This is a genomic window from Butyrivibrio sp. (assembly GCF_017433805.1).
Taxonomy (GTDB): Bacteria; Bacillota; Clostridia; order Lachnospirales; family Lachnospiraceae; genus Butyrivibrio.
This window is the reverse complement of record NZ_JAFRGN010000013.1, coordinates 185,513-208,735: the sequence shown is the minus strand read 5'-3', so window position 1 is coordinate 208,735 and position 23,223 is coordinate 185,513. Positions and strand designations below refer to the sequence as shown.

Below are 23,223 nucleotides of genomic sequence, written 5' to 3'. Positions count from 1 at the left end.
TTTGACCAGATTACTCAAATCTTACAGCAATTGAATTAGCATGTGCTGTTAAGCTCTCTTCTTTGGCAAAGAGTTCAATATCCTTGTGTACCTTGCTGAGAGCATCTCTTGAGTATGCAATGATACTGCTTTTCTTCATAAAGTCATCCACATTAAGTGGTGAGAAAAATCTTGCAGTTCTATTTGTTGGAAGAATATGGTTAGGTCCCGCAATATAGTCTCCAAGAGGCTCTGATGAATACTCCCCAAGGAAAATAGCACCTGCATTTTTAATCTTGGTCATAACCTCAAATGGGTTTGCTGTAATAATCTCCAAGTGCTCAGAAGCTACTGCATTGGCAGCATCTATAGCATCTTCTAATGTATCAGCTACAAAAATATACCCGTAGTTTTCCAAAGACTTACTAATTATATCTGCTCTTGATAAAATCTTAAGGAATTCATCTATTTCCTTTGATACTTCTTCTGCAAGTCTCTTAGATGTAGTAACAAGAATTGCACTTGCAAGTTCATCATGCTCTGCTTGTGACAGAAGGTCTGCTGCTACATATCTGGCCTTAGCTGTATCATCTGCAAGAACAAGAATCTCACTAGGACCAGCAATTGAATCTATAGAAACATGTCCAAAGCATGCTTTCTTGGCAAGAGCTACAAAAATATTACCAGGGCCTGTGATCTTATCTACCTTAGGAATGCTCTCTGTTCCAAATGCCATAGCAGCTATTGCCTGAGCACCACCAACTCTGTATACTTCATCAACACCAGCAATGTCAGCTGCAACAAGCGTTCCAGGATTAACAGATCCGTCAGCCTGAGGTGGTGTGCACATAATGATTCTCTCAACACCTGCAACCTTGGCTGGAACAACATTCATGAGAACGCTTGAAGGGTAAGCTGCTTTTCCGCCTGGAACATAAACGCCGGAGATCTCTATTGGAAGTATTCTCTGACCAAGAATGCTGCCATCTTCTCTGGTTTCAATCCATGAGTTTCTCTTTTGCTTCTCGTGGAATACTCTGATATTCTCTGCACTCTTCTTCATAACCTCTATGAATTCAGGTGAGAGCTTCTCATAGGCCTTCTTAATCTCTTCCTTTGTAACAACAACGGATTTAGAATCAAGACTACATTTATCAAATTTAAGAGTGTAATCAAAAAGTGCCTTATCACCATTGTTCCTGACATTATCTATAATTTCATTAACAGTATTCTCATACTGTGTGTAGCTACCTGGATTTCTGTTAAGAAGATTTCCAAGGAGCTCCTGTTTGGTCTCGTTATTAAGCTGTAAAGTTCTCATTTATGATAAATTCTCCTTCATGTCATTGATTAGTTTTCTAATTCTGTCTGTTTCCATCTGCATACTAACCTGATTAACTATCATTCTTGCAGATAATGGACAGATTTCCTCTAGTACTTCTAGACCGTTTTCTCTAAGAGTAGAACCTGTCTCAACGATATCAACAATAACATCTGATAGGTTTACAATTGGCCCCAGCTCTACTGATCCGTTAAGCTTAATGATGTCTACTGTCTGATGCTTTTTGTTAAAGAAATAGTCCTTGGCGATATTAGGATATTTACTTGCAACTCTGATCATCTCACGATGGGCAAGAAGCTCTTTGGCCTCATGAGGTCCGCATACACACATTCTGCATTTACCAAAGCCAAGATCAAGCACCTCATATACTCTTCTATTTTCTTCCAAAATAGTATCTGCACCAACAATACCAATATCAGCTGCGCCATATTCTACGTATGTTGGTACATCGGGTCCCTTTGCAAGAAAGAACTTAAGTTTAAGCTCTTCATTTGTAAAAATAAGCTTTCTGGTTTTCTTATCAAGAATCTCTTCGCAGGAAATACCACATTTATTCAGAAGTTCCATTGTGGAATCTACAAGTCTTCCTTTGCCAAGAGCAAATGTCAAATATCTCATAAAACCTCCATTACTCTGCCTTCAGTACAACGTTCTTGCCACTTTCCCTAAGCTCTCGCGCTTTCTTAAGTGCTGCTTCAAAAGTCTCTTTGGTATAAGTAACAGTCTCAACTTCCTCACCGTTTTCTACCTTGATTCCCTGTCTGTATAGAGCAGACATAAGATCATCAATCACAATAGAAAAACCTATAGCAGGAGCATCCTTACCATATTTGCCAAGAAGGTTGTCATATCGGCCACCTTTAGCTATTGCATCACCTACACCATAGGTATATGCGCTAAAAATAACACCTGTATAGTAATTAAACCTGCTAAGTATGCTAAGATCAAAGGACACATACTTCTCAACTCCATATAAAGTCAAAACCTTATACAGCTCTTTAAGTCTGTTTACTGCAGCAATGGATCTGTCATTTTTTACCTGACTAATAGCCTTATCAAGCGCATCATCAGAACCGATAAATTCAGATACCTTTATAATCAAGTCACTGTATTTTTCAGGGATATTCTTTTCCCTCATGATTGACTCTGCAGCAAAATAGTTCTTACCAATAATTTGTTCTCTGATCTCTTCCTCAGTTTCAGGAGTGATACCAGCTTCTTCGCACAGCCCCTTATAATAGTCAGCATCCCCAACGCTTACCTGGAAATCCTGAAGGCCACTACTCTTAAGCGCCTCTATTAAAAGAGCTATAGCTTCCGCATCTGCATATACAGATGAATCGTTCATAAGCTCTACACCAATATTACAGTTCTCTTTAAGCTTACCCTGTAAATTGGAAACATTTAAAAATGTGTTGCCTTCATAGCAGACTCTGATCGGATTGCCGTTCTCCAGCATTACCTTGGATGCACATCTAGCTATAGAAGGTGTAAAGTCTGGGCGAAGTACCAGAGTGTTTCCTTCTTTATCAAAAAACTTATAAAGCTCTTTGGTATCTGATGCATTGATTTCCTCTGCAAAAACATCAAAGAATTCAAAAGTAGGAGTCTCAATCTCTGCATAGCCAAAGCTCTTCATCTTGTTATGAATATTGTTAATAACTGCGTTTCTATCAATACATTCTTTGCCATAGATATCTCTTACTCCATCAGGAGTATGTAAAAGAACCTTACTCATAAACACCTCTCTAAAAGAATAAAAGCACTTTATTACTTCACAGTGCTATCATGCTAATTTGGTATCATAGTAAAAAGTGTAACCTATAACAATATTCGTGTCAACAATTATCTTTCGTCCAAATCCTTTTGGATAAGATCAAGGTAAGGAATCAGAATTCCAGATTCTCCAGGAGATTTAATGATGAACTCATCATCAAGCTCATCTCTTCTAAAGCTTTTTCTGCCTCCGTTTTCTGCTCTGTCCCAGAATTCCTGCAATTTCCTGTAAGGCAAATAATAAAATTCATTAAGTGAAGTAAAATAAATAAGAAAAAATGCGATTCCATCCTGTTTTTCAAAATCCGCCATGAAGCGAACCTGGTGTGGATGGATGTTTTCGAGAGTAAAAGTACTAGAAGCACATTCCTTGGCATCAAAGCAAACAGGAATCCCCTGTACAGCACCGATATAGTCTACGGTACTCTTCTGATCAAAATATGCCAATGTTATGTGCCTTGTTTCCTTTTCTATATTGATGGGTGTAATAGGAGTCGGGATCTTCTGAATAAGAGCAAGCCCCAGCTCCTGGTATCTTTCGTTAGAACGATTGATCAGTTCCTCTAATGTAGAACCTCGTAAACCTCTTGATTTCCAAGTAGGCATTATTACCCCTTTCCGATAATTCTTCCAAATGTATCAGGAAGCTCAGCAATAAATTCTTTTCCTGCTATGTCTGATAATTCGTCCTTCATATCAGCTGGCATCACAAGTCTGTAGCTATGAAGAAGCTGGTATTTAAGCCCCTTAAACGGTCTACCACCATATTTGGTATCACCAATAATGGGATGGCCTATACTCTGTAAGTGTGCTCTGATCTGATGAGGCTTACCAGTAATAAGCTTGACTTCCAAAAGAGTCATATCAAGCTCTTCATAATATTTAACAGGCTTATATTCTGTCTCTATATAGGAATATCTGTCATCTCCAGGATCAGTATCCTTAATATAAACCTTATTTTTGTTCTCATCTTTATAAAGAAATCCCTTAAGCTTGGAGGGTTCAGCAAGGTGTCCTGTAACAATAGTTCTGTAATACTTATCTAAAGTCCTATCCTTAAGCATCTTGTTCATAGTCCTTGCGCCAAGTAAAGACTTAGCACAGATAACAAGACCACTTGTATTTCGATCAAGTCTGTTACATATAGAAGGCTTATAGGTTTCAAGCTCTTCCGGAGTAATATCTCCCTTTTCAAGCATATATCCAATCAGCCAGTCATTTAAGCTATTATCTGTATCTTTTGATTTCTGCGACAAAAGACCTGCAGGCTTATCTACAAAAAGAACATGTTTGTTCTCAAAGATCACCTTAAGATCTCCAATTTTCTTATAAGAAACTCTTGCAGATTTAGCTATATTACTATTTTTAGAAGAGCCTGCCTTCCCTGATTCCTCAGCATTTCCAGCTACACCCCTGAATTTCTCCAAAGTCTCATCTGCAAAGAAAATACATATTTTATCATCGACAGAAAGCTTCTCAGTACCAGATGCCTTCTTACCATTTAGCGTGATGTTCTTTTTCCGGAGCATCTTGTATATAAAGCCCATAGATGCATTTGGAAGATATGCCTTGAGAAAGCCATCAAGTCGCTTATCTGTCTGATTATTACCTATTACAATTTCTTTCATAAAATCACCATTACAAAGATATGGACAAAAGAACCGCCGCAGGAGTCTGTACAGTTCCTGGAACCCATTCATCTTCTATCTTAAATGGGTCAATTTCTTTATTGGCGCGAAGCTGTTCAAGCTGATCAAGCCTGTCACAGAACTTATCAATATCATCAAAAACCTTAATGCTGTAGCTGGAATAACCGCTCTGAGCAACCATCTTCTTAATATGTTTCTCGCAGTCAAGAACATCAAGATTATTGTCGGCACTATAGCAGCAAATGTTCTTATCAAGTACTGTAGAAGCATTTACATAGAAATTCTTGTCATAGGAAGTGATAATGTGATCATAATGGATCAAAAGACCTCCAGCATGCTCGAGAATCTTAGAATGGTCACTCTCACAACATTCCTTAGCCTTCAGCAGCATTATCATATTTACTGCGCTCCAGCCAGTTGGAAGACATCCAAGAGCTGCGATAATACTAAATACACTTTTCTGAGAATGATTTATCAAAAGACCTGTCAAAAAGATTCCAACAGTAACTGCAAGGCATACTACTGTCCTTATAATGGCAACCTTTCTGCCATACTTGATATATCCAAATTCCCCTTTATAAACTCGTTTCATAAATTCTTGTATTAAACTCCTAACTGCTTTAATTCTTCTGCTGATAATGGTCTGTATTCACCAGGTACAAGGCTTTCATCAAGCTTAAGCGGCCCCATGGACAGTCTCTTAAGGAAAAGAACCTCATTACCAACAGCCTCCATCATTCTCTTAACCTGATGAAATCTTCCTTCATGAATTATGAGATGTACAACTGGTCTACCTTCCTCATCAGCATCCCAAAGCTCTACTCTGGCAGGTAAGGTATAATCTATCTCGCCTGTATCCTTGGTATCTCCAATATTGACTCCCTTTTCAAGAGCAGCAATATCTTTATCAGAAAGCTCATGATCCAAATGCACTTCGTAAACCTTATCTACGTGTTTTTTGGGAGATAATAGCCTATGAATAAGCCCGCCATCATCAGTTAAAAGAAGAAGTCCCTCTGTATCAATATCAAGTCTTCCAGCAGGACTAAGACCTTTTGCATTCTCATCCTGCAAAAGATCAAGAACTGTTGTGTTCCTTCCATCAGTTGTAGCAGAAACAACTCCCTGAGGCTTGTACAGCATATAATAATGGTACTTGCTGTATTCAAGAACATTTCCATCAAAAGAAATCTCGTCTGTATTCTCATCTACGTGAATATCAGGCTTGGTGACAACAGTGCCATTAACACTGCATCTTCCGTTCTTCAAATATTCTTTTATCTGCTTACGGGTTCCAATATCAAATTGTCCCAAAAATTTATCTAGTCTCAATAGCTACCTCATTACTCTGTTTAAATAATTCATAATTATTATAAGCTCTGCATACAATGTTTGATGATGTAAAAGAGCTTGGAATATTAACGTTAAAAGATTGTGTCTTCTGGGTTCTGTCCCACATCTGAAGTGGACTGAAGGTTTTACCACCATCATAGCTGTATGCAAAATAGATGATGGGACTTTGTGAATCCTTGGTTGTCATCTCCACAAGAGCATTTCTGCTGGCAGAATCATATGCAAGCACCTTGATGCTGCAGGTATCAGGATCAGTTGTATCCTGCCATACCTTACCAGAAGGCTTCTTGACAGTCTTATATGTTATGTTACTAAAGTCATTACCATTAACTGATGATTTTAATTTAAAGTACTTGGCAACAGCTGTAGCATCAGCTATGCCAAGAGTCTGTATGAAATCCTGCCCCTTAAGATACTGAACATCATAAGCATGATCAAGATAACAATGCTCGATAATGTCACATGGGATGCCTCTTGCAACGCAGTGTCTGATTATTCCGTAATAGTCATTACCAGAGCTTCCAATCTTGGTCTTAACACCTTTCTGATAAAGTCCAAGACTTGCAAGCTGATCACTTTCTATAAGTCCGAAGGTCTGGCCCTTCTGATAATAATTCCCAAAGGCTGATGTCCAGATTTCTGAACCATAATAGATATGCTCTGAAGAAGCATTAAAGTGAATACTAAATACAAAGTCAGCATTAACACTTTTAGCAAAATCAGCTCTGCTCTCAAGCGATTTGATCTCATCCGCAGTTCTTGTGAGGTATACAGTTACACCCTCATACTTCTCAAGCTCAGCTTTCATTGCAACTGCAACCTGCAGAGTAAGCTCTTTTTCCATATAACCATTATATATGGCCCCAAGATTCCTATCGCCTACTCCTCCATGTCCAGGATCGATGACAACTACATAATTCTTATTAGCTGCATAGCTGGTAATATCAGTTGTTCCAAGAAAAAAACATGTGCTCAGCACAAATGCGCATAACATTGATAAAAGCTTTTTCATACATCCCCCATTAAATAAGTAAAGCTGCCGCAAGTAGCGACAGCCCTAAATTTCTGTTAGTTAAGCATATCCAAATTCAAAGCAGCCTGCTCTGGTACTTCATAAGAAGCTTCAGTTTCTACGCCTGCAACAGGTACATCAGTCTTAACTACTTCTGGTGGCCTGAGATCTGATCTGTTTGATCTGATAACCTCGCTGTACTGTGTAAGAGCAGAAAGAATACTATCATTACTCTGGTTAACGGAATTAATGATATTCTCACTGTTCTGCTTAACAGAAGCAATAATCTCATCATTGCTCTTGCTGGTTGCATCGATTGACTGAGAAATAATATCCTCAACACCTGCAAGAAGCTGATCTGTATACTGAACAGCTGCAGCCTTCATATCGTTGGCTTCCAGCATTGCTCTGTCTAAGATTTCCTTGGCCTGTGCAGCTGCCTGAGATACTACCTCATTGGCCTGCGCATAAGCCTGCTGCATGATCTCATGCTCGTTAATAAGCTCATTAGTGTGGGCAGTAGCTTCATCAATAAGGTTCTGAGCCTTCTGCCTTGCATCATTTAAAATAGCCTCTTTATTGCTGATGATCTTCTGATATCTCTTGATCTCTTCAGGAGTTTTACTGCGAAGCTCTCTTAAAAGCTCGTCTATTTCCTCTTTGTTAACAATAATCTTGGTCTGAGAAAGTGGCTGAGGCTTGCAGTTATCAATATATGTTTCTATTTCATCAATAAGCTGCTCAATCCTACTTGTCATGGTATTTATCCCCCTACTTACGCTTTTTTGGTTCTGTCGTAACCAAATTTATTATATAAAGCTTCTGCTACAAAATCTGGAACGCAAGGAGTTATATCCCCATTGTAACTTGCGATTTCTTTTACAACAGAACTGCTAAGATATGAATACTTAAGGTTAGTTGTCAAAAAGACTGTATCTACTTCATTATGAGATAACTCTCTATTAGTCTGGGCTATCTGAAGCTCGTACTCGAAATCAGTTATAGCTCTGAGACCTCTGACAACAATATGAATATTCTTTTCTTTACAATAATTTATCAAAAGTCCATCGAAAGATTCGATAACAACATTGTCCAGATCTTTCACAGACTCTCTTATCATTTTAACACGTTCATCAAGCGTAAACAATGGAGTTTTCGCGGAATTGCACATTACAGCTACGATAACCGTATCAAACATACGGGATGCGCGCCTTATAATGTCTAGATGCCCGTAAGTTACTGGGTCGAAGCTACCTGGGTATAACGCAGTCTTCATAATTATGCCTTTCTGTAAACAAATACATGCTTGTTTGATTTGTACTCTTTTTCACGTCTTACTTCAAAACCAAGACCATCTACAAAAGAAAAATCCATATCAATAGGACTCTCTATAATGATCATGGTATTCTCAGTAACATAATTCATTGCTGAAAGCTGAGAAAGTGTGCGCTCATAAAGGTCTTCATGGTATGGAGGATCGATGAAAATAATATCAGCCTCCTCTTCATGAATATTACGAAGTCCTATAACTACGTCCTGCTTAAGAACTGTAGAAACATCCTCAAAATGAGTAGTCTTAAGATTTGTAGTTATACATTTATAGCTGCTCATGGCATTATCGATAAAGTAAGCCTTTTTAGCTCCTCTTGAAAGAGCCTCTATGCCTATTCCGCCACTTCCAGCATATAAATCAATAAATACTGCGCCAGGAACCTGCATCTGAATCATATTAAAAAGTGTCTCTTTGATTCTGTCCTGAGTTGGTCTTGTATCGTTGCCCTCAGGAGTAACTAACTTAAGTCTTCTGGCACTTCCTGCTATCACTCTCATAATCTCACCTTTGTACCCTTTGTATCACGACTAGTAACCTTGAGATGGCCAAGCTCTAATGTCTTATCATTGTGCTCAATAGCCTTTTCTTCCATGTCATTAAGGTAAAAGACATCTCTAATATAGTCATTTTTGCCAAGTCTCATACCTCTTACGCCCACAGCAGCCTTCTTTTTCTCAGGAATAGTATCAACATAGAACCTGAGGAAGAAGCCTTCATTGGATCTAAGTATTACAGTTCTCTGAGTATGAAGAATCTCAACATTTACAACTTCATCGCCGTCCATAAGCTTGGTAGCTGCAACAGTTCTCTTTGAAACATCAAATTCGCCGCCGTCAACGATCTTCATCATTGACATCTTAGTTGTAAATAAGAGTCTGTAAAGATTGAGATCTGACTGGCTTGCAGCCATAACAATAGTCTCTTTGGCTGTGTCGAAGTTGCTGACATTATCAATAGGAATACCCTTATCTCTCATCTTGCCCTGTGGTAGATCCATAGCCTTAACTGTGTGGAGATTACCGGTATTTGTAAAGAAGCAAACCTTACCTGTATTCTTCATGATAAAGGAGAACTTGAATTCAGCCTCAATAGTCTCTTTGTTCTTTTCGTAGGTTGAAGCATCAATAGTCTTGGCATAGCCAAATCTATCCATGATAAATGCTACATCCATCTCTTCTACAGGCTTTTCTTCATAAACAGCAGTCTCTCGGTTATCGATAACTGTCTTTCTGGCAGCCTGGAATTCTTTTTTGATCTTGTTAAGGTCATTTTGAATAACCATGGCCATAGAGTCATGATTCTCAAGAATATCCTCGTACTTATAAATATTAGCAACAGTCTGCTCGTGCTCTTTAACAAGAGCTTCAAGCTCAAGACCAATAAGTTTATAAAGTCTCATCTCCAAGATAGCATCAGCCTGTGCTTCAGTGAAAAGAAGCTGTGCAGCCATTGCCTTGGATTCTCTGGACTTAAAGTTGATGCCTTCTGTCTCGCCATTAACAAGACAGTTCTTGGCCATTGCTCTATCCTTGGAGCCACGAAGGATCTCAATTACAAGATCGATTACATTGCAGGCCTTGATAAGACCTTCCTGAATCTCTTTCTTGTCCTGTTCCTTTTTAAGGAGTGTAGTATATTTTCTTGTTGCTGTCTCAAACTGGAAGTCAGCACAGGCTCTCATGATCTCTCTAAGAGACATGGTCTCTGGTCTTCCGTTATCAATAGCAAGCATGTTAACACCGAATGTATCTTCAAGCTTGGTCTTCTTGTAAAGAAGATTTGTAAAGTTCTCTACATTAGTATCCTTTTTAAGCTCAATTACAATACGGATACCTTCCTTGGAGGACTGGTTGGAAATATCAACGATATCATTAGTGATCTTCTTTTCAGCAAGTTCAGCAACATCAGACATGAACTTACCGATTCCCATACCAATCATAGTATAAGGAATCTCAGTAATAACAAGGTTGATATGGCCATTTTTGCCCTTCTCAGTCTCAACCTTACCACGAATTCTGATCTTACCAACACCTGTCTCATAAATCTCAAGAAGCTCATCCTTGTTGATGACGATACCACCAGTAGGGAAATCAGGTCCCTTTATATACTTCATAATATCCTTGGTTGTAAGAGAATCATCCTGCATATAAGCAATCTCAGCATCAATAACCTCAGCAAGGTTGTGAGGTGGTGTGCTTGTTGCCATACCAACAGCAATACCCTCAGATCCGTTAATAAGGAAATTAGGTATCTTAACAGGGAGAACTGAAGGCTCTCTTTCTGTCTCATCAAAGTTAGGAACAAAATCTACAACATTCCTATCAAGGTCCTCAAGGAAGTTCTCCTGAGTGATCTTGGATAATCTAGCCTCTGTATATCGCATAGCGGCATGAGAATCACCTTCTATATTACCGAAGTTACCATGTCCGTCTACAAGAGGAAGAATCTTTTTGAAGTCCTGAGTCATAACTACAAGACAGTCATAGATTGAGCTATCACCGTGAGGATGATATTTACACATGGTATCGCCGACAATTCTGGCGCTCTTTCTGTATGGTCTGTCGTAGCGAAGTCCCAGTTCATACATGTCATATAAGGTTCTGCGCTGTACAGGCTTAAGTCCATCTCTGACATCAGGAAGTGCACGAGCTACAATTACGCTCATGGCATAGTCAATGAATGACTTCTGCATAATATCAGAGTATTCGGTTTTAATAATTCTATCTTCCATTTATTTTCCCCAAACAATTACTGGTATTCAAAATAGGCCTGGTACAAGCCTTAAATATCAAGCTCAGCATCTGTTGCATGCTGATGGATAAATTCTCTTCTAGGAGGTACATCTACTCCCATCAAAAGCTCAGTGATCTGTGAGGCCATCTTGGCATCCTCAATCTCAACTGCCTTGAGAAGTCTTCTCTCAGGATCAAGAGTTGTCTCCCAGAGCTGCTGTGCATCCATCTCACCAAGACCCTTATATCTCTGAAGAGTAAAGCTTCCCTTGTGAGTTGCTCTATACTTGGCAAGCGCAGAATCATCATACAGATACTCTTCCTTGCCTCTTGCTGGCATAGCCTTATAAAGAGGAGGCATAGCCACATATACATGTCCCTGATAAATAAGCTCAGGCATAAATCTATAGAATAATGTCAAAAGAAGTGTTGAAATATGCTCACCATCGACGTCGGCATCGGCCATGATAATAATCTTGTCATAGCGAAGCTTGTTAATATCAAAGTCGTTACCGTAGCCTTCAGAAAATCCGCAACCAAAAGCATTGATCATGGTCTTGATCTCAGCATTAGCAAGAACCTTATCGATACTTGCCTTTTCAACGTTGAGGATCTTACCTCTGATAGGAAGGATTGCCTGGAAGTTTCTATCTCTCGCCATTTTGGCACTACCGCCCGCAGAATCTCCCTCTACGATGAATATCTCACACTTTGATGCATCCTTACTGATACAGTTAGCAAGCTTACCATTTGAATCAAAGGAATACTTCTGCTTGGTAAGCATGTTTGTCTTGGCTTTTTCTTCTGTCTTTCTGATCTTGGCAGCTTTTTCAGCACAGCCAATGATAGATTTAAGAGTCTCCAGATTTCTATCAAAGAATCTGGTCATCTCGTCATTAGTAATTTTGGAAACAACCTTGGCTGCATCCTGATTATCAAGCTTGGTCTTGGTCTGACCTTCAAATCTAGGATCTGGGTGCTTGATAGAAATAACTGCTGTCATACCATTTCTGACATCAGTTCCTGTAAAGTTGTTATCCTTATCCTTGAGGATATTAAGCTCTCTTGCATACTGGTTGATTATGTTAGTAAACATAGTCTTGAAACCAGTGAGGTGTGTACCACCCTCAGCATTATAAATGTTATTACAGAATCCAAGAACTTCTTCATGGAACTCGTTTACATACTGAAATGCTACCTCAACCTCTACGCCTTCACTTTCGCCGCTAAAAGAAACAACGTCATGAACAGCTTCCTTGGATTTATTCATATCCTTGATAAAGCCTGTGATTCCGTCTGGCTCATGGAATTCAATGTATTCCTCAACGCCTGGTCTCTTATCCTGGAAAATGATTGTAAGAGAAGGGTTAAGATATGCTGTCTCATGAAGTCTTGACTTAATGTCATCTTCCTTAAATCTTGTTTTCTCGAAAATAGTATCATCAGGAAGGAAATTGATAGTTGTACCAGTTTCCTTTGTGCTGCCAAGTGGAGTGAGAAGTCCGTTAACAAGCTTGGTTGTAGGGATTCCTCTCTCATAGGAATCCTCATAAATAAAACCATCTTTTTTGATTAGGACGCTCATCCTTGTTGAGAGCGCATTAACAACTGATGAACCTACACCATGAAGTCCACCACTTGTCTTATAAGCATTATTATCAAATTTACCACCGGCATGAAGCATAGTCAGAACTACACGCTCAGCGGTAATACCCTTAGCGTGCATTCCAACTGGAATACCTCTTCCGTTATCTTCTACAGTTGCTGAACCATCAGCTTCAAGAGTCACATGGATTTTGGTGCAGAAACCTGCCAGATGCTCATCCACAGCGTTGTCAACGATCTCATAAACCAGATGGTTGAGACCACGTGTGGTAACACTTCCAATATACATACCAGGACGTTTTCTTACTGCCTCAAGTCCTTCTAATACGGTAATACTGGAAGCATCATACTGTTCAACTGAAGCCATTCTATAAACCCCTTTTTAAAACTTTTTACATATTATCTGTCATTCATTAAAAATGAACTTTCTTGGTTGCTGTAACTGCCAGTGCCCCAGGTCCAATATGGCATGCAACAGAAAGAGAAAGTGGATCCATATGAATCTCTACACCAGGAAAAGCTTCCTCAAGCTCTTTTTTCCATGCACTAGCAGATTCAAGATCCTTGGTATATGCGCAGGCAAGCCAGAAATCCTTATTATCCCAACCGCCAAATCTATTCTCAATATCAGCCTTAATGGCATTAATCATGATACTCTTGCCCTGTGAGCTTGTTCTAGCCTTAGCAAAAGCATCAAGCTTTTCACCCTGAATCTGAAGTACAGGCTTGAGTCTTAAAAGTGTACCAAGCGCTGCAGCTGCAGGAGTGATTCTACCACCCTTTTTGAGATAATAAAGCGTATCCAGCATGATATAGATACTGGACTCAAACTTATTATCCATTAGCTTTTTAACAATATCTTCTGCAGAAAGACCCGCCTTAGCCATTTCAAGAGCATCTAAAGCAGACTGTCTCTGTGTTACAGAAATACGCTGATTATCTACTACAAAAACTTTCCCTTCATATTCCTCATTAGCGATCATCATAGCACTCTGGCATGATCCGGATAATCCGCTACTCATAGGAATATAGATGAGCTGATCATATTCTTCCAGCACCTTATCCCACATTGTCATAAGTGAGTCAGGAGAAGGCTGGCTTGTTGATACACCTGCATCCTCTGCCAGCTTCTCATAAAACTGGTCCTGAGTAAGATTTATATCTTCAAAGAAATCTTCGTTGTTAATTGTAAAAGGCATCGGAACTACGAATATACCAAGTTCCTTACCCTGAGACTGCGTGATACCACTATTACTATCAGTTACTACTGCTATATTAGACATGTTATCCCCTGTCCCGGCAATTAGCCGATAATACTCCTATTTTCATAATCAACTAAAGATATCTTACTTTTATAAAGTAGCAAAGTCAACCGAATTTGCAGATTTTGTGGTTATTTTGTCTTTAAGTACACTATATTGTGGAAGTGTCAATTCCGGATCCTGAGATAAAATCCTGTCAGCATCCATAGCTGATTCCTTGACCAGGTCTGCATCGTGGTAGATATCTCCAAGCCTGAAATTAAGGTCGCCACTCTGTCTGACACCAAACAGATCTCCAGGACCTCTTTGACGAAGATCCTCTTCTGCTATTTTAAAGCCATCATTAGTCTTATTCATAATATCAAGGCGCTGCTTGGCTTCATCGCTCTCTGATGTATTAAGGAAAATGCAATAGGACTGGTACCCACCTCGTCCAACTCGTCCTCGCAGCTGATGGAGCTGAGACAAACCAAATCTTTCGGCATTTTCTATCATCATAACCGTAGCGTTAGGCACATTGATGCCAACCTCTATTACAGTTGTTGATACCAGAACATCTATATCTTTTCTGGCAAAGGCTTCCATTATCTCATCTTTCTGAGCTGGCTTCATTTTGCCATGTAACATCGCAACATTTATGCTTGGAGGAAGGTTTTCCCTGAGTACTTCCGTATAATCAACAACGTTTGTTACACCGTCCATTTCTCCCTCTTCGATCATAGGACAAATGACATAGGCCTGTCTTCCGGCTTCAACCTGATCTTTTATGAACTTATAGGCGGTAGGTCTGTACTCAGTTCCCACTACACAGTTCTTGATTGGAAGTCTTCCACCAGGAAGCTCATTAATAATAGAAATATGAAGGTCTCCATACAGAATGATTGCAAGAGTTCTTGGTATAGGCGTTGCACTCATAGCCAAGACATGAGTATTTAAGCCCTTTCCCGCAAGCGCTTCTCTCTGTCTTACCCCAAATCTGTGCTGCTCATCCGTTACAACAAGAGCAAGATTTTTGTAATTAACCTTTTCCTGAATAAGGGCATTTGTTCCGATAATACAGTTTACTTCACCTTCACTTATGAGTCTCTGCGCTTCTTTTTTAACCTTGGCAGAAAGTGCTCCTGTCAAAAGAACTGGCTTAAGATGCTGGATATTGTATTTCTCGATAAGTTCCTTAAAGCTTTCAAAATGCTGAGCTGCAAGAACTTCTGTTGGCGCCATAAGTGCACCCTGATAGCCGTTTGCAGCAGCAGTCAAAAGAGCAAGTAAAGCTATGACTGTTTTACCAGATCCTACGTCGCCCTGAATGAGCCTATTCATTACAGCTGGGCCCGATAGATCATTTTGAATATCTTCCCATGCCAGCTGCTGGGCATTTGTCAGCTTATATGGCAAAACTTCAAGTAGTCTCCTTGTTTCAGATACTTCCACCATAGGAAAAGAATTGGCTATCTCTTCCTGATTCATCTTAAGGAGTCTTAGCTTAATGACAAACAAAAGAAATTCGTCATAAGCAAGCCTTCTACGGGCATCCTCAAGCCTTTTTTCATTATCCGGAAAATGTATGCTTCTGACAGCATCTGAATAACCTATAAGCTTTAATCTATTAAGAATGTCCTCTGGAACATATTCCTGGAGCTGCCCTACGTTAATGAAAGCCTGCTCCATAGCTTTGACGATAGCGTTATTAGTAAGACCTTTTACAAGTGGATACCTTGGCATAAGTCGGCCCACCAGAGAAGCATACTCTTCCTGTGAGTACATCTTGGGCTGGTCCATTGTATAAAAAGAGCCTTTCTTTTGAACCATTCCTCTGAAAATATGGGTAGTTCCACTCTTAAGGGAAGACGCAAGATATGGTGCATTAAAATATGTCATTTTAATTTTGCCAGTCTGATCAGCAGCTTCGAACGCAATAATAGAAAGATTGCGAACTCGTCTCTTAGTAATGCTGCCAATAATAGTGAGCTTAACAGAATTGATCTGCCCAGAGCGTACGTCGCAGGCCCTGACAGGAGTTTCAAATCCGTCATAGCATCTTGGATAATATGTTAGAAGATCCCCAACAGTTCTGATACCACATTTTTCAAAGAGCTTAGCTGTTTTCTCGCCTACGCCCTTAAGATTTATAACATTTTCATCAAGTTCTCTTTTCCCCAAAGTTATGTCCCCTATTGTCAAATATAAATAAAAAGAGTCGGGCCTATAATTAGACCCGACTGTATTATCTCATATTTTATTCTGCAGAAACAATATAATAGTAAATTGGCTGACCGCCAAACTGAAGCTCTACATCACACTGAGGGAACTTATCACTTACTCTGCTCCTGAGTGCATCAGCTTCATTCTCGTCTACATCGCTACCATAGTAGATACTGATAAGCTCACGATCCTCGCTCATCATCTTATCAAGCATATCAAATGTAACGTCAGCAATTTCTCCGCCTACTGCAAGGATTCCTGCATCGCCGATTCCCATGTAATCGCCCTGCTTGATCTCAACGTCATCAATCTTGGTATCTCTGACAGCGTATGTAACCTCACCTGTATTAACTGTAGTGAGCGACTCTGTCATAGCAGCCACAACATCATCAACAGGTGTCTCAGGTACATAGTTGATAATAGCTGTGATTCCCTGAGGAACAGTCTTAGAAGGAACTACTACGATCTTCTTGCCATCTGCATTGTCCTCAGACATGATTGCTGCCTGATTAGCTGCAAGAATGATGTTCTTATTGTTAGGAAGTACGATAACTGTATCAGCATTAACCTTATCAACAGCATCAAGAATATCAGCTGTGCTAGGGTTCATTGTCTGACCACCCTCGATTACATAATCAACTCCAAGGCCTCTGAATATCTCAGCAAGTCCAGAACCTGCACATACAGTAACAAATCCGATATCCTTACGTGGCTCTTCTGGAGCAGCTGGAGTCTTGTCACCAAACTCAACCTTCTTGCCAAGAGGAATATCATCGTCTCTTGAATATGTAGGTGTGAGCTCTGCAGCTCCGTTGATCTCTGTCTTGATCTCAGCCCATGATCCATCGTTATTCTCGTGGAAGAGTTTCTCTCTATGCTCCATTCTCATGTTGTCGATCTTCATATTAGAAAGCTGTCCGTACATAAGAGCTCTCTGAATAGCAAGACCTGGATCATTAGAATGTACATGGACCTTACAGATCTCATCGTCTGCAACTAATACGATACTATCACCAATTGACTCAAGGAAGCCTTTGAAATCAATTTCCTGTTTAACATTAAGAGGTTTATTAAGAAGAACGATAAATTCTGTGCAATAGCCAAACTTAATATCTTCTTCCTTGGCCTCAGCCTTATTTCTGGCACCTGGTGTAACCTGCTCTTCAGATATAGAAAGATCTATTTCCTTACCAAGGAAACCATCAAGTGCTCCCTTGAGAACCTGCATAAGTCCCTGTCCGCCTGAATCTACAACTCCAGCCTGCTTAAGTACAGGAAGCATATCAGGAGTCTTGGCAAGAACTTCATCAGCATACTTGATAACTTCTGCGCCGAATTTCTCTAAATCCTGAACACCTTCAGCTGAAAGCTCACGAGCCTTCTCTGCTGCGCCCTTAGCTACTGTAAGAATTGTGCCTTCCTTAGGCTTCATAACAGCCTTGTAAGCAGTCTCTACAGCTTTATCAAAGGCATCTGCAAGAATCTTAACATCTACTTCATCGTGAGCCTTAACTACCTTAGTAAAACCACGAAGAAGCTGAGATAAAATAACTCCAGAGTTACCTCTTGCTCCACGAAGTGAACCGGAAGAAATTGCCTTACAGATAGCTTCCATATTAGCGCTATCACCCAGGTTGCTAACTTCCTTGGCTGCTGACATAATAGTCATTGTCATATTTGTGCCGGTATCACCATCAGGTACTGGGAATACATTAAGTTCGTTGATCCATTCCTTTTTAGCCTCAAGGTTCTTGGCACCAGTCAAAAACATTTTTGACAGCATCTTAGCGTCAATAGCATTGTTACTCAAAATAAAATTCCTCCTAGAACTTGCAATCGAATTAGTCTATTACACGGACGCCTTCGATGTAGATATTGATCTTCTCGATTTCAAGCCCCGTAAATTCCTCTACTTTATATTTAACTGTACTAATAAGATTTTCTGACACAGCAGAAATGCTTACACCATACGCTACTATAACATGGAAGTCAAGCTTAAGTTTATTGTCATCATCCAGAGTTACATTAATTCCTCTTGTCATTGAATCACGTTTAAGCAGACTTACAAGTCCATCCTTGACATTAACATTTGCCATTCCGACAATGCCGAAGCATTCCATGGCAACAGCGCCTGCGTACTGGGCAATAACTTCATTATCAATAGAAATATTTCCCATATGCGTATTCACTATAGAAGCCTTCATATAATTCCTCCTTAATAATGCCATTTTTTCGCATACATATAGTATTATAATAGCAGTTTTATAAAAAAACCACCATATTTTTTGAAATATTTGCTTGCAATTAGAATTACTTTCTGCTAATATATCAATGTTGCGGATAACGCACGTAGTTGATTAGATTTAAACATTACATGGCTTATAAGGAGGTGTCAAAATGGCTAAATGTGATATTTGTGGCAAGGGCGTTCATTTCGGAAACAACGTAAGCCATTCTCATAGAAGATCTAACAGAGTTTGGAAGTCAAACGTTCAGCACGTTGCTTGTAAGGTTAATGGCTCTACTAAGAGAATGCACGTTTGCGCAAGCTGCCTTAGATCAAACAAAGTAGAAAGAGCTTAATCGAAAGAATTAGTTCAAAAAATTACCACCTGATCACTCAGGTGGTTTTTTTATGCCATAAATCCAAATAACGCAAGCTTAGAAAGAATAAGCTCTCTTATGATCATTCCCTGTCTCACCTTCTCATCTGGTGAAATCTTAGAAAGCTGTTCTACAGTATATATCTTCTCTTTAAATCCCTTACTCTGATTATCAGGATTCTTGTACTGGGAAACTCGAACTCTCGCTTTAAGTTGTTTGTAGATCCTATAATCGTATTTGGTATGATCCAGATAAAATAAATGGCTCTCTAATGTAGTATCGTAATCAACATCATCCTTAATATATTTAGTAATAATAGTCTTGAATTTGAAAGGAACCATTTCATTATTTAAGAGCTCGTTATAATTATAGCGAGCTCCAAAATAATATCTTTCTATATCCTGCATGTAATATTTAAAATCGTCTTCGTTAACTATATTATTCATCCTGTTTCTTCTTGCTGTCTCCGCTCTCAAGATCTTCTATATTATCACCACTGAACTTAATGGCACTTCTGATCTTATCTTCATCCCAGCCTGTTTCATCCATAAGCTCTTTGACGGTAACTTTTCTCCTGAGGTCCTGGGCAAGTTCAGTAGCTTTATCAGCAACCTCCTGAACAAGCTTGAGTACTTTCTGTTCTCCTGCATCTTCCGCAAGATTGTTCTCGATAGTTGCTTCCATAGCATCAAGCATCATCTTGTATAAAAAGCTTTCTACTTCCTCAGGTTCACCAACTGCATCAAGCATTGTAACGCCCTTAGTAAGAGCAAAATTTCCTTCTCCAATAAGATCTTCAAGAAATACTCCCTGTTCTGTATACATTCTTGCTACATCTACAACCAGCGGTAAAAAACATTCAATAAGCTTATTCTGAGCATCTTTATCACCAGCTATAGCAGACATTGAAATTGCTTTCTTCTCTCCGTCAGTATATGTAGGAAGCTCCTTGAGGCTCTCAAGATATGAATTAAGATAATTGGTCTCTTCGTCAGTCAGCTCTTCATCAGAAAAAACTGCTTCCTCATCAACTCCAATCTTACGAGCTTTGAGGTATTCAAAAACCATTTCAAACTGTTTATCATCAAGATCAAGTGATGAAAAAGCTTCTCTAACCTCATCACTTGTAATAAGGTTCTTATTTTCTCTTGCTGTTCTGGTCACGAGTTTAAGTGTTTCTGCAAACTCTTTTTCTTTATTGTCGATGTTTCCCATGTTACTCCTTTACTGAACATGCTGATGTGTAAAAAGATGATCCTGGCAATATTCATAATTACCATTACACTTTGAACAGAATCTGAATTCCAGATCTGGATTAGTCTCTTCTGTTCTTCCACAAACAGCGCATTTATGTCTTGTAACTCCCTTAGGAGTCATTCTGGCATTTCTCTGAAACTCAGTTCTTCTCTTAACCTCTTTTGGTTTGAATCTTGAGAGCTTACCAAGCTGAAGATAGAACAATAAAAGATTAAGGAGCTGTGAACCAATTGAGAAAAATACGCAGAAGTTAGCAATTCTAAGTCCGGAAATACCTTCCCAAATAAGAAGAACTCCATAAGCAATACCCATGTATTTAACCTTGATAGGGATAATAAACATGAGAAGTACCTGTACATCAGGATAAAGAATTGCAAAGGCCAAAAATACAACCTGCTGAATGTAATAAACATTAAAATATGAAGATGCACTCTGCATAATTGCAGGTGTAAGCTCTGGCGCAAGTAAATAGTATATACCATAGGCAATGAATGCGCCAATTATCATCAGGATAATTCCACTGAAAATAAACAGGTTATATCTGAATGTGCCAATTGTGCGCTCCATATTAGAGCCAACAAAATAATAGAAAATAAGTGTGATGATAACAAGTAAACTCACAGAAGTTGGTGGAATTATAAGCCATGAAACCAGTCTCCATACCTGTCCGTGAAGGATTCTCTCTGGATTAAGAGAAAGATACACCGGCAAATTAAGGCTTGCAGGCGCAAAACCAACAAGTACATAACCAATGACATACAATGCCACAATATACATTGAGAGATTCGGAATTGCATACTTTCCAAATTTTCTCTCAAGCTGATTAACAAGTTTATTCATTTAGTCATACCTCTTTTAAATTTCTGAAGGCATCAGCAGAAAAAGCCGCAATTGGAATACTAGCTTTATCCCTGTCATTAATACGACGTATCTGTCTTGAAGCCTCATAGCCTTCGACGTTTGGAGCCTGAATGTCGATGAGGATAAAATCAAAATATCCAGCAGGAGCTGCATTAATTATGTTCAAAGCTTCTGTTCCATCAGTTGCTATCTGAACTTCAAAGCCAACCTTTTTCATGATCTGAGCTGCAGTTATCTGGATATCCTTGAGCCTGTCAACTATCAGAACTCTTCTACCCTTGAAATTATAACTGCTAATTGTGTCGTTTATGTTTTGACTTGATGAATTTTTCAGATCATTTATAAACTGTCTGAAATTAATATTCTCATCATCATCAGAATTCTGTCCGCTCTCAACGCTACTTAAATCGTGAATATCATCTATAAGCCATAGCAAATGCTCACATGAGTTATTTACTCTTCCAAGAAAAGCAACCGCATGAGGTTCATCAACATGTTCATAAGCAGTGTTAACATTGTTAACTATAAAAGTAACAAATTCGCGCATATCTTCAGAAAGCTTTGTAAGGAAAAGAGTCTTGGATCTGTTAGCCTCTTCCATTTCATTCCTCGCAAGCTCTTTTTCTCTGATTGCAGAAACTGCTCTGCCTCTGTCTCTAAGATAGATAATTACGATCAGGATAACAATAATACTAACAAGAGTTGTAATAATCCAAAGATTATCTATAATGCCATCCAGAACTGTATGCTTATAGAGCTTCTGAGAATACTGATAAGCCAGATTCACAGCATAATCCTGTCCAAGAATTCCAATGCCACGATTAAATATCTTAAGCAGACCTTCGTTACCGATTCTTACACCAAAGCATCTGTTATCACTATAGCTCAGCTGCCTGAAGGAAAGCTTTCTATAGGCTCTGTTTTTGAGAAGGTCGTTGGTTCTAAGGCCATTTAAGGTAGTGCACTTGGCATCACCTTTTACAACAGCTTCAAGACATTTCTCCGTAGATGGATAAAAAGAAATGGTTGATTCCGGATAATGGGTCTTAATGTAGTAATACTGCATGTTGTTATTCTCATTAACAGCAAAATCAGATGAAGAAGCACTGATATATTCATTGCTGTAAATAAGGTTAGTTATAGAAGAAAGCACAGGATTAGAAAGATACAGACCATCTTCCTCTGAGTAGTATAAGCCGCCACCTACTGGGAAAGCAACATCTATGTCACCGGCAGAAAGAGCTGTTGTCAATGAATCATAATCATCGTATCCAACGTACGATATCTTAACAGTATTAATTCCAAGAGTACTCAGTATCTCTGGCACAACGTCAGTAACTATACCAATAGCTTTACCATTTTTGTCAGTGTCACTATATGGAAGATAATTATTAAGATAGCCAACACAAAGCTTATCATTACTGTTAAGCCATTCTTTCTCGGATCTTGTAAAAGCTCTGCTGGTCAAGCTGACAGAGAAATACTTATCCCTTAAAAGACTCGCATAGTTAGGTTCCTCTGCAAAAAGCTGTTCCTGAGCGCTGTTAAGATCAATAAGAAGATCTTTTCTTGCTTTATTAACACATAAGTAATAATCTGAAGCCCCAAAGCTCATCAGAACCTCTGCATGATTTCTACCATAGGTTCCATCTGTTTCAGCAGCCATAAGATCAACTTCCTCTTTATCAAAAGCTGCAAAAAGAGTTTCATAGTCACTAAATGCAACTATGTTAGCAGAAATGTTGTGATCTGAGAGAAAATATCTGAGTGCATCTAAAACAGCACTGTCTAGTACACCTATTTTTTTACCGTTTAATGATGGATATAAAGTAGTGATTGTATCGTCAGACTCATGTTTGACAAGGCTGTAGGTTTCTGCACCCATAGGCCTTTCTGGATATAGAATAAGGTCTTTACGATCATCTGTATAAGCAAGACCAGCAACTAAATCGACCTCGCCCTTTAAGAGTTTGTCGTAGACCTGTACAAAATCTCCGTATACGTACTCATACTCCCAACCGGTATATTCAGACATTTTACGATAGTATTCATAGGCATAGCCGTTCTTGATGGCGTCATCAGAGGCGCCTTCCTCAAAAACCTCATTCTCGTAATATCCTACACGTACCTTCTTTGGCACATCATCTTTAGCGTAACTTATATTTGTTACGAAAAGAGAATTAACCAGAATTGAAAGTATTGTGAGCAAAAATAAAAAATTCGCTCTTTTTTTCATAGATTAAACTCCACCCCATA

General features: G+C 39.1%; 22 protein-coding genes. 1 reads left to right on the top strand and 21 read right to left on the bottom strand.

Annotated features, from left to right (window positions below):
• Positions 1 to 10: 10 nt before the first annotated feature.
• The 17 genes from hisD to IJI01_RS04230 form a co-directional block, all read right to left on the bottom strand.
• The gene (hisD, locus tag IJI01_RS04310) at positions 11 to 1,300 is read right to left on the bottom strand and encodes a histidinol dehydrogenase (RefSeq protein ID WP_292186351.1); all 1,290 of its coding nucleotides are present in this window, start codon (positions 1,298 to 1,300) and stop codon (positions 11 to 13) included.
• Positions 1,301 to 1,939, bottom strand: a complete 639-nt coding sequence (gene hisG, locus IJI01_RS04305) for an ATP phosphoribosyltransferase (RefSeq protein WP_292186349.1) — start codon at positions 1,937 to 1,939, stop codon at positions 1,301 to 1,303. It abuts the gene before it with no gap.
• 10 nt (positions 1,940 to 1,949) lie between these two features.
• Entirely contained in the window at positions 1,950 to 3,059 is a 1,110-nt protein-coding gene (hisZ, locus tag IJI01_RS04300; protein WP_292186348.1) for an ATP phosphoribosyltransferase regulatory subunit, read from the bottom strand.
• 107 nt (positions 3,060 to 3,166) lie between these two features.
• The gene (locus IJI01_RS04295; RefSeq protein WP_292186347.1) at positions 3,167 to 3,703 is read right to left on the bottom strand and encodes a Holliday junction resolvase RecU; all 537 of its coding nucleotides are present in this window, start codon (positions 3,701 to 3,703) and stop codon (positions 3,167 to 3,169) included.
• 2 nt (positions 3,704 to 3,705) lie between these two features.
• Entirely contained in the window at positions 3,706 to 4,725 is a 1,020-nt protein-coding gene (locus IJI01_RS04290; RefSeq protein ID WP_292186346.1) for an RluA family pseudouridine synthase, read from the bottom strand.
• 10 nt (positions 4,726 to 4,735) lie between these two features.
• Complete coding sequence (locus IJI01_RS04285; RefSeq protein ID WP_292186345.1) at positions 4,736 to 5,338, bottom strand: hypothetical protein; 603 nt, start codon at positions 5,336 to 5,338, stop codon at positions 4,736 to 4,738.
• Between the two features lie 11 nt (positions 5,339 to 5,349).
• Positions 5,350 to 6,078 carry a pseudouridine synthase gene (locus tag IJI01_RS04280; protein WP_292186344.1) on the bottom strand — a complete coding sequence of 243 codons (729 nt, stop codon included), beginning with the start codon at positions 6,076 to 6,078 and terminating at the stop codon, positions 5,350 to 5,352.
• The gene (locus IJI01_RS04275) at positions 6,065 to 7,111 is read right to left on the bottom strand and encodes an N-acetylmuramoyl-L-alanine amidase family protein (RefSeq protein ID WP_292186343.1); all 1,047 of its coding nucleotides are present in this window, start codon (positions 7,109 to 7,111) and stop codon (positions 6,065 to 6,067) included. Before IJI01_RS04275 ends, IJI01_RS04280 begins: the two co-directional genes overlap by 14 nt.
• Positions 7,112 to 7,167: 56 nt before the next feature.
• Positions 7,168 to 7,869, bottom strand: coding sequence for an ATPase (locus tag IJI01_RS04270; protein WP_292186342.1), 702 nt, complete (start codon positions 7,867 to 7,869; stop codon positions 7,168 to 7,170).
• Positions 7,870 to 7,886: 17 nt separating this feature from the next.
• Positions 7,887 to 8,387: a pantetheine-phosphate adenylyltransferase gene (gene coaD, locus IJI01_RS04265; protein WP_292186341.1), complete on the bottom strand. Its 501-nt coding sequence runs from the start codon at positions 8,385 to 8,387 to the stop codon at positions 7,887 to 7,889.
• Between the two features lie 2 nt (positions 8,388 to 8,389).
• Entirely contained in the window at positions 8,390 to 8,941 is a 552-nt protein-coding gene (gene rsmD, locus IJI01_RS04260; RefSeq protein ID WP_292186340.1) for a 16S rRNA (guanine(966)-N(2))-methyltransferase RsmD, read from the bottom strand.
• The gene (locus tag IJI01_RS04255) at positions 8,938 to 11,175 is read right to left on the bottom strand and encodes a DNA gyrase/topoisomerase IV subunit A (protein ID WP_292186339.1); all 2,238 of its coding nucleotides are present in this window, start codon (positions 11,173 to 11,175) and stop codon (positions 8,938 to 8,940) included. Before IJI01_RS04255 ends, rsmD begins: the two co-directional genes overlap by 4 nt.
• Positions 11,176 to 11,225: 50 nt before the next feature.
• The gene (locus IJI01_RS04250; RefSeq protein WP_292186336.1) at positions 11,226 to 13,148 is read right to left on the bottom strand and encodes a DNA gyrase/topoisomerase IV subunit B; all 1,923 of its coding nucleotides are present in this window, start codon (positions 13,146 to 13,148) and stop codon (positions 11,226 to 11,228) included.
• A 46-nt stretch (positions 13,149 to 13,194) separates the two neighbouring features.
• A complete protein-coding gene (locus tag IJI01_RS04245) occupies positions 13,195 to 14,064 on the bottom strand; it encodes a DegV family protein (RefSeq protein WP_292186334.1) in 870 nt (289 codons plus the stop codon).
• A 69-nt stretch (positions 14,065 to 14,133) separates the two neighbouring features.
• Positions 14,134 to 16,203, bottom strand: a complete 2,070-nt coding sequence (recG, locus tag IJI01_RS04240; protein ID WP_292186331.1) for an ATP-dependent DNA helicase RecG — start codon at positions 16,201 to 16,203, stop codon at positions 14,134 to 14,136.
• 76 nt (positions 16,204 to 16,279) lie between these two features.
• On the bottom strand, positions 16,280 to 18,055 hold the full coding sequence (locus tag IJI01_RS04235; protein ID WP_292186328.1) for a DAK2 domain-containing protein: 1,776 nt from the start codon (positions 18,053 to 18,055) through the stop codon (positions 16,280 to 16,282).
• Positions 18,056 to 18,086: 31 nt separating this feature from the next.
• On the bottom strand, positions 18,087 to 18,449 hold the full coding sequence (locus tag IJI01_RS04230) for an Asp23/Gls24 family envelope stress response protein (RefSeq protein WP_292186325.1): 363 nt from the start codon (positions 18,447 to 18,449) through the stop codon (positions 18,087 to 18,089).
• 193 nt (positions 18,450 to 18,642) lie between these two features.
• On the opposite strand from IJI01_RS04230, the gene rpmB reads away from it, so the two are divergent.
• Positions 18,643 to 18,828, top strand: a complete 186-nt coding sequence (gene rpmB / locus IJI01_RS04225) for a 50S ribosomal protein L28 (protein WP_026487808.1) — start codon at positions 18,643 to 18,645, stop codon at positions 18,826 to 18,828.
• 50 nt (positions 18,829 to 18,878) lie between these two features.
• Here the strand turns inward: rpmB and IJI01_RS04220 are convergent, their stop codons facing one another.
• From IJI01_RS04220 to IJI01_RS04205, 4 genes are read right to left on the bottom strand one after another with little or no spacing between them, the layout of a single operon-like run.
• A complete protein-coding gene (locus tag IJI01_RS04220; protein WP_292186318.1) occupies positions 18,879 to 19,295 on the bottom strand; it encodes a hypothetical protein in 417 nt (138 codons plus the stop codon).
• A complete protein-coding gene (locus tag IJI01_RS04215; protein ID WP_292186316.1) occupies positions 19,288 to 20,064 on the bottom strand; it encodes an RNA polymerase sigma factor region1.1 domain-containing protein in 777 nt (258 codons plus the stop codon). The genes IJI01_RS04220 and IJI01_RS04215 overlap by 8 nt, the downstream gene beginning before the upstream one ends.
• A 9-nt stretch (positions 20,065 to 20,073) precedes the next feature.
• The gene (locus tag IJI01_RS04210) at positions 20,074 to 20,946 is read right to left on the bottom strand and encodes a hypothetical protein (protein WP_292186312.1); all 873 of its coding nucleotides are present in this window, start codon (positions 20,944 to 20,946) and stop codon (positions 20,074 to 20,076) included.
• Positions 20,947 to 20,950: 4 nt separating this feature from the next.
• Positions 20,951 to 23,203: a transporter substrate-binding domain-containing protein gene (locus tag IJI01_RS04205; RefSeq protein WP_292186309.1), complete on the bottom strand. Its 2,253-nt coding sequence runs from the start codon at positions 23,201 to 23,203 to the stop codon at positions 20,951 to 20,953.
• Between the last annotated feature and the right edge of the window lie 20 nt (positions 23,204 to 23,223).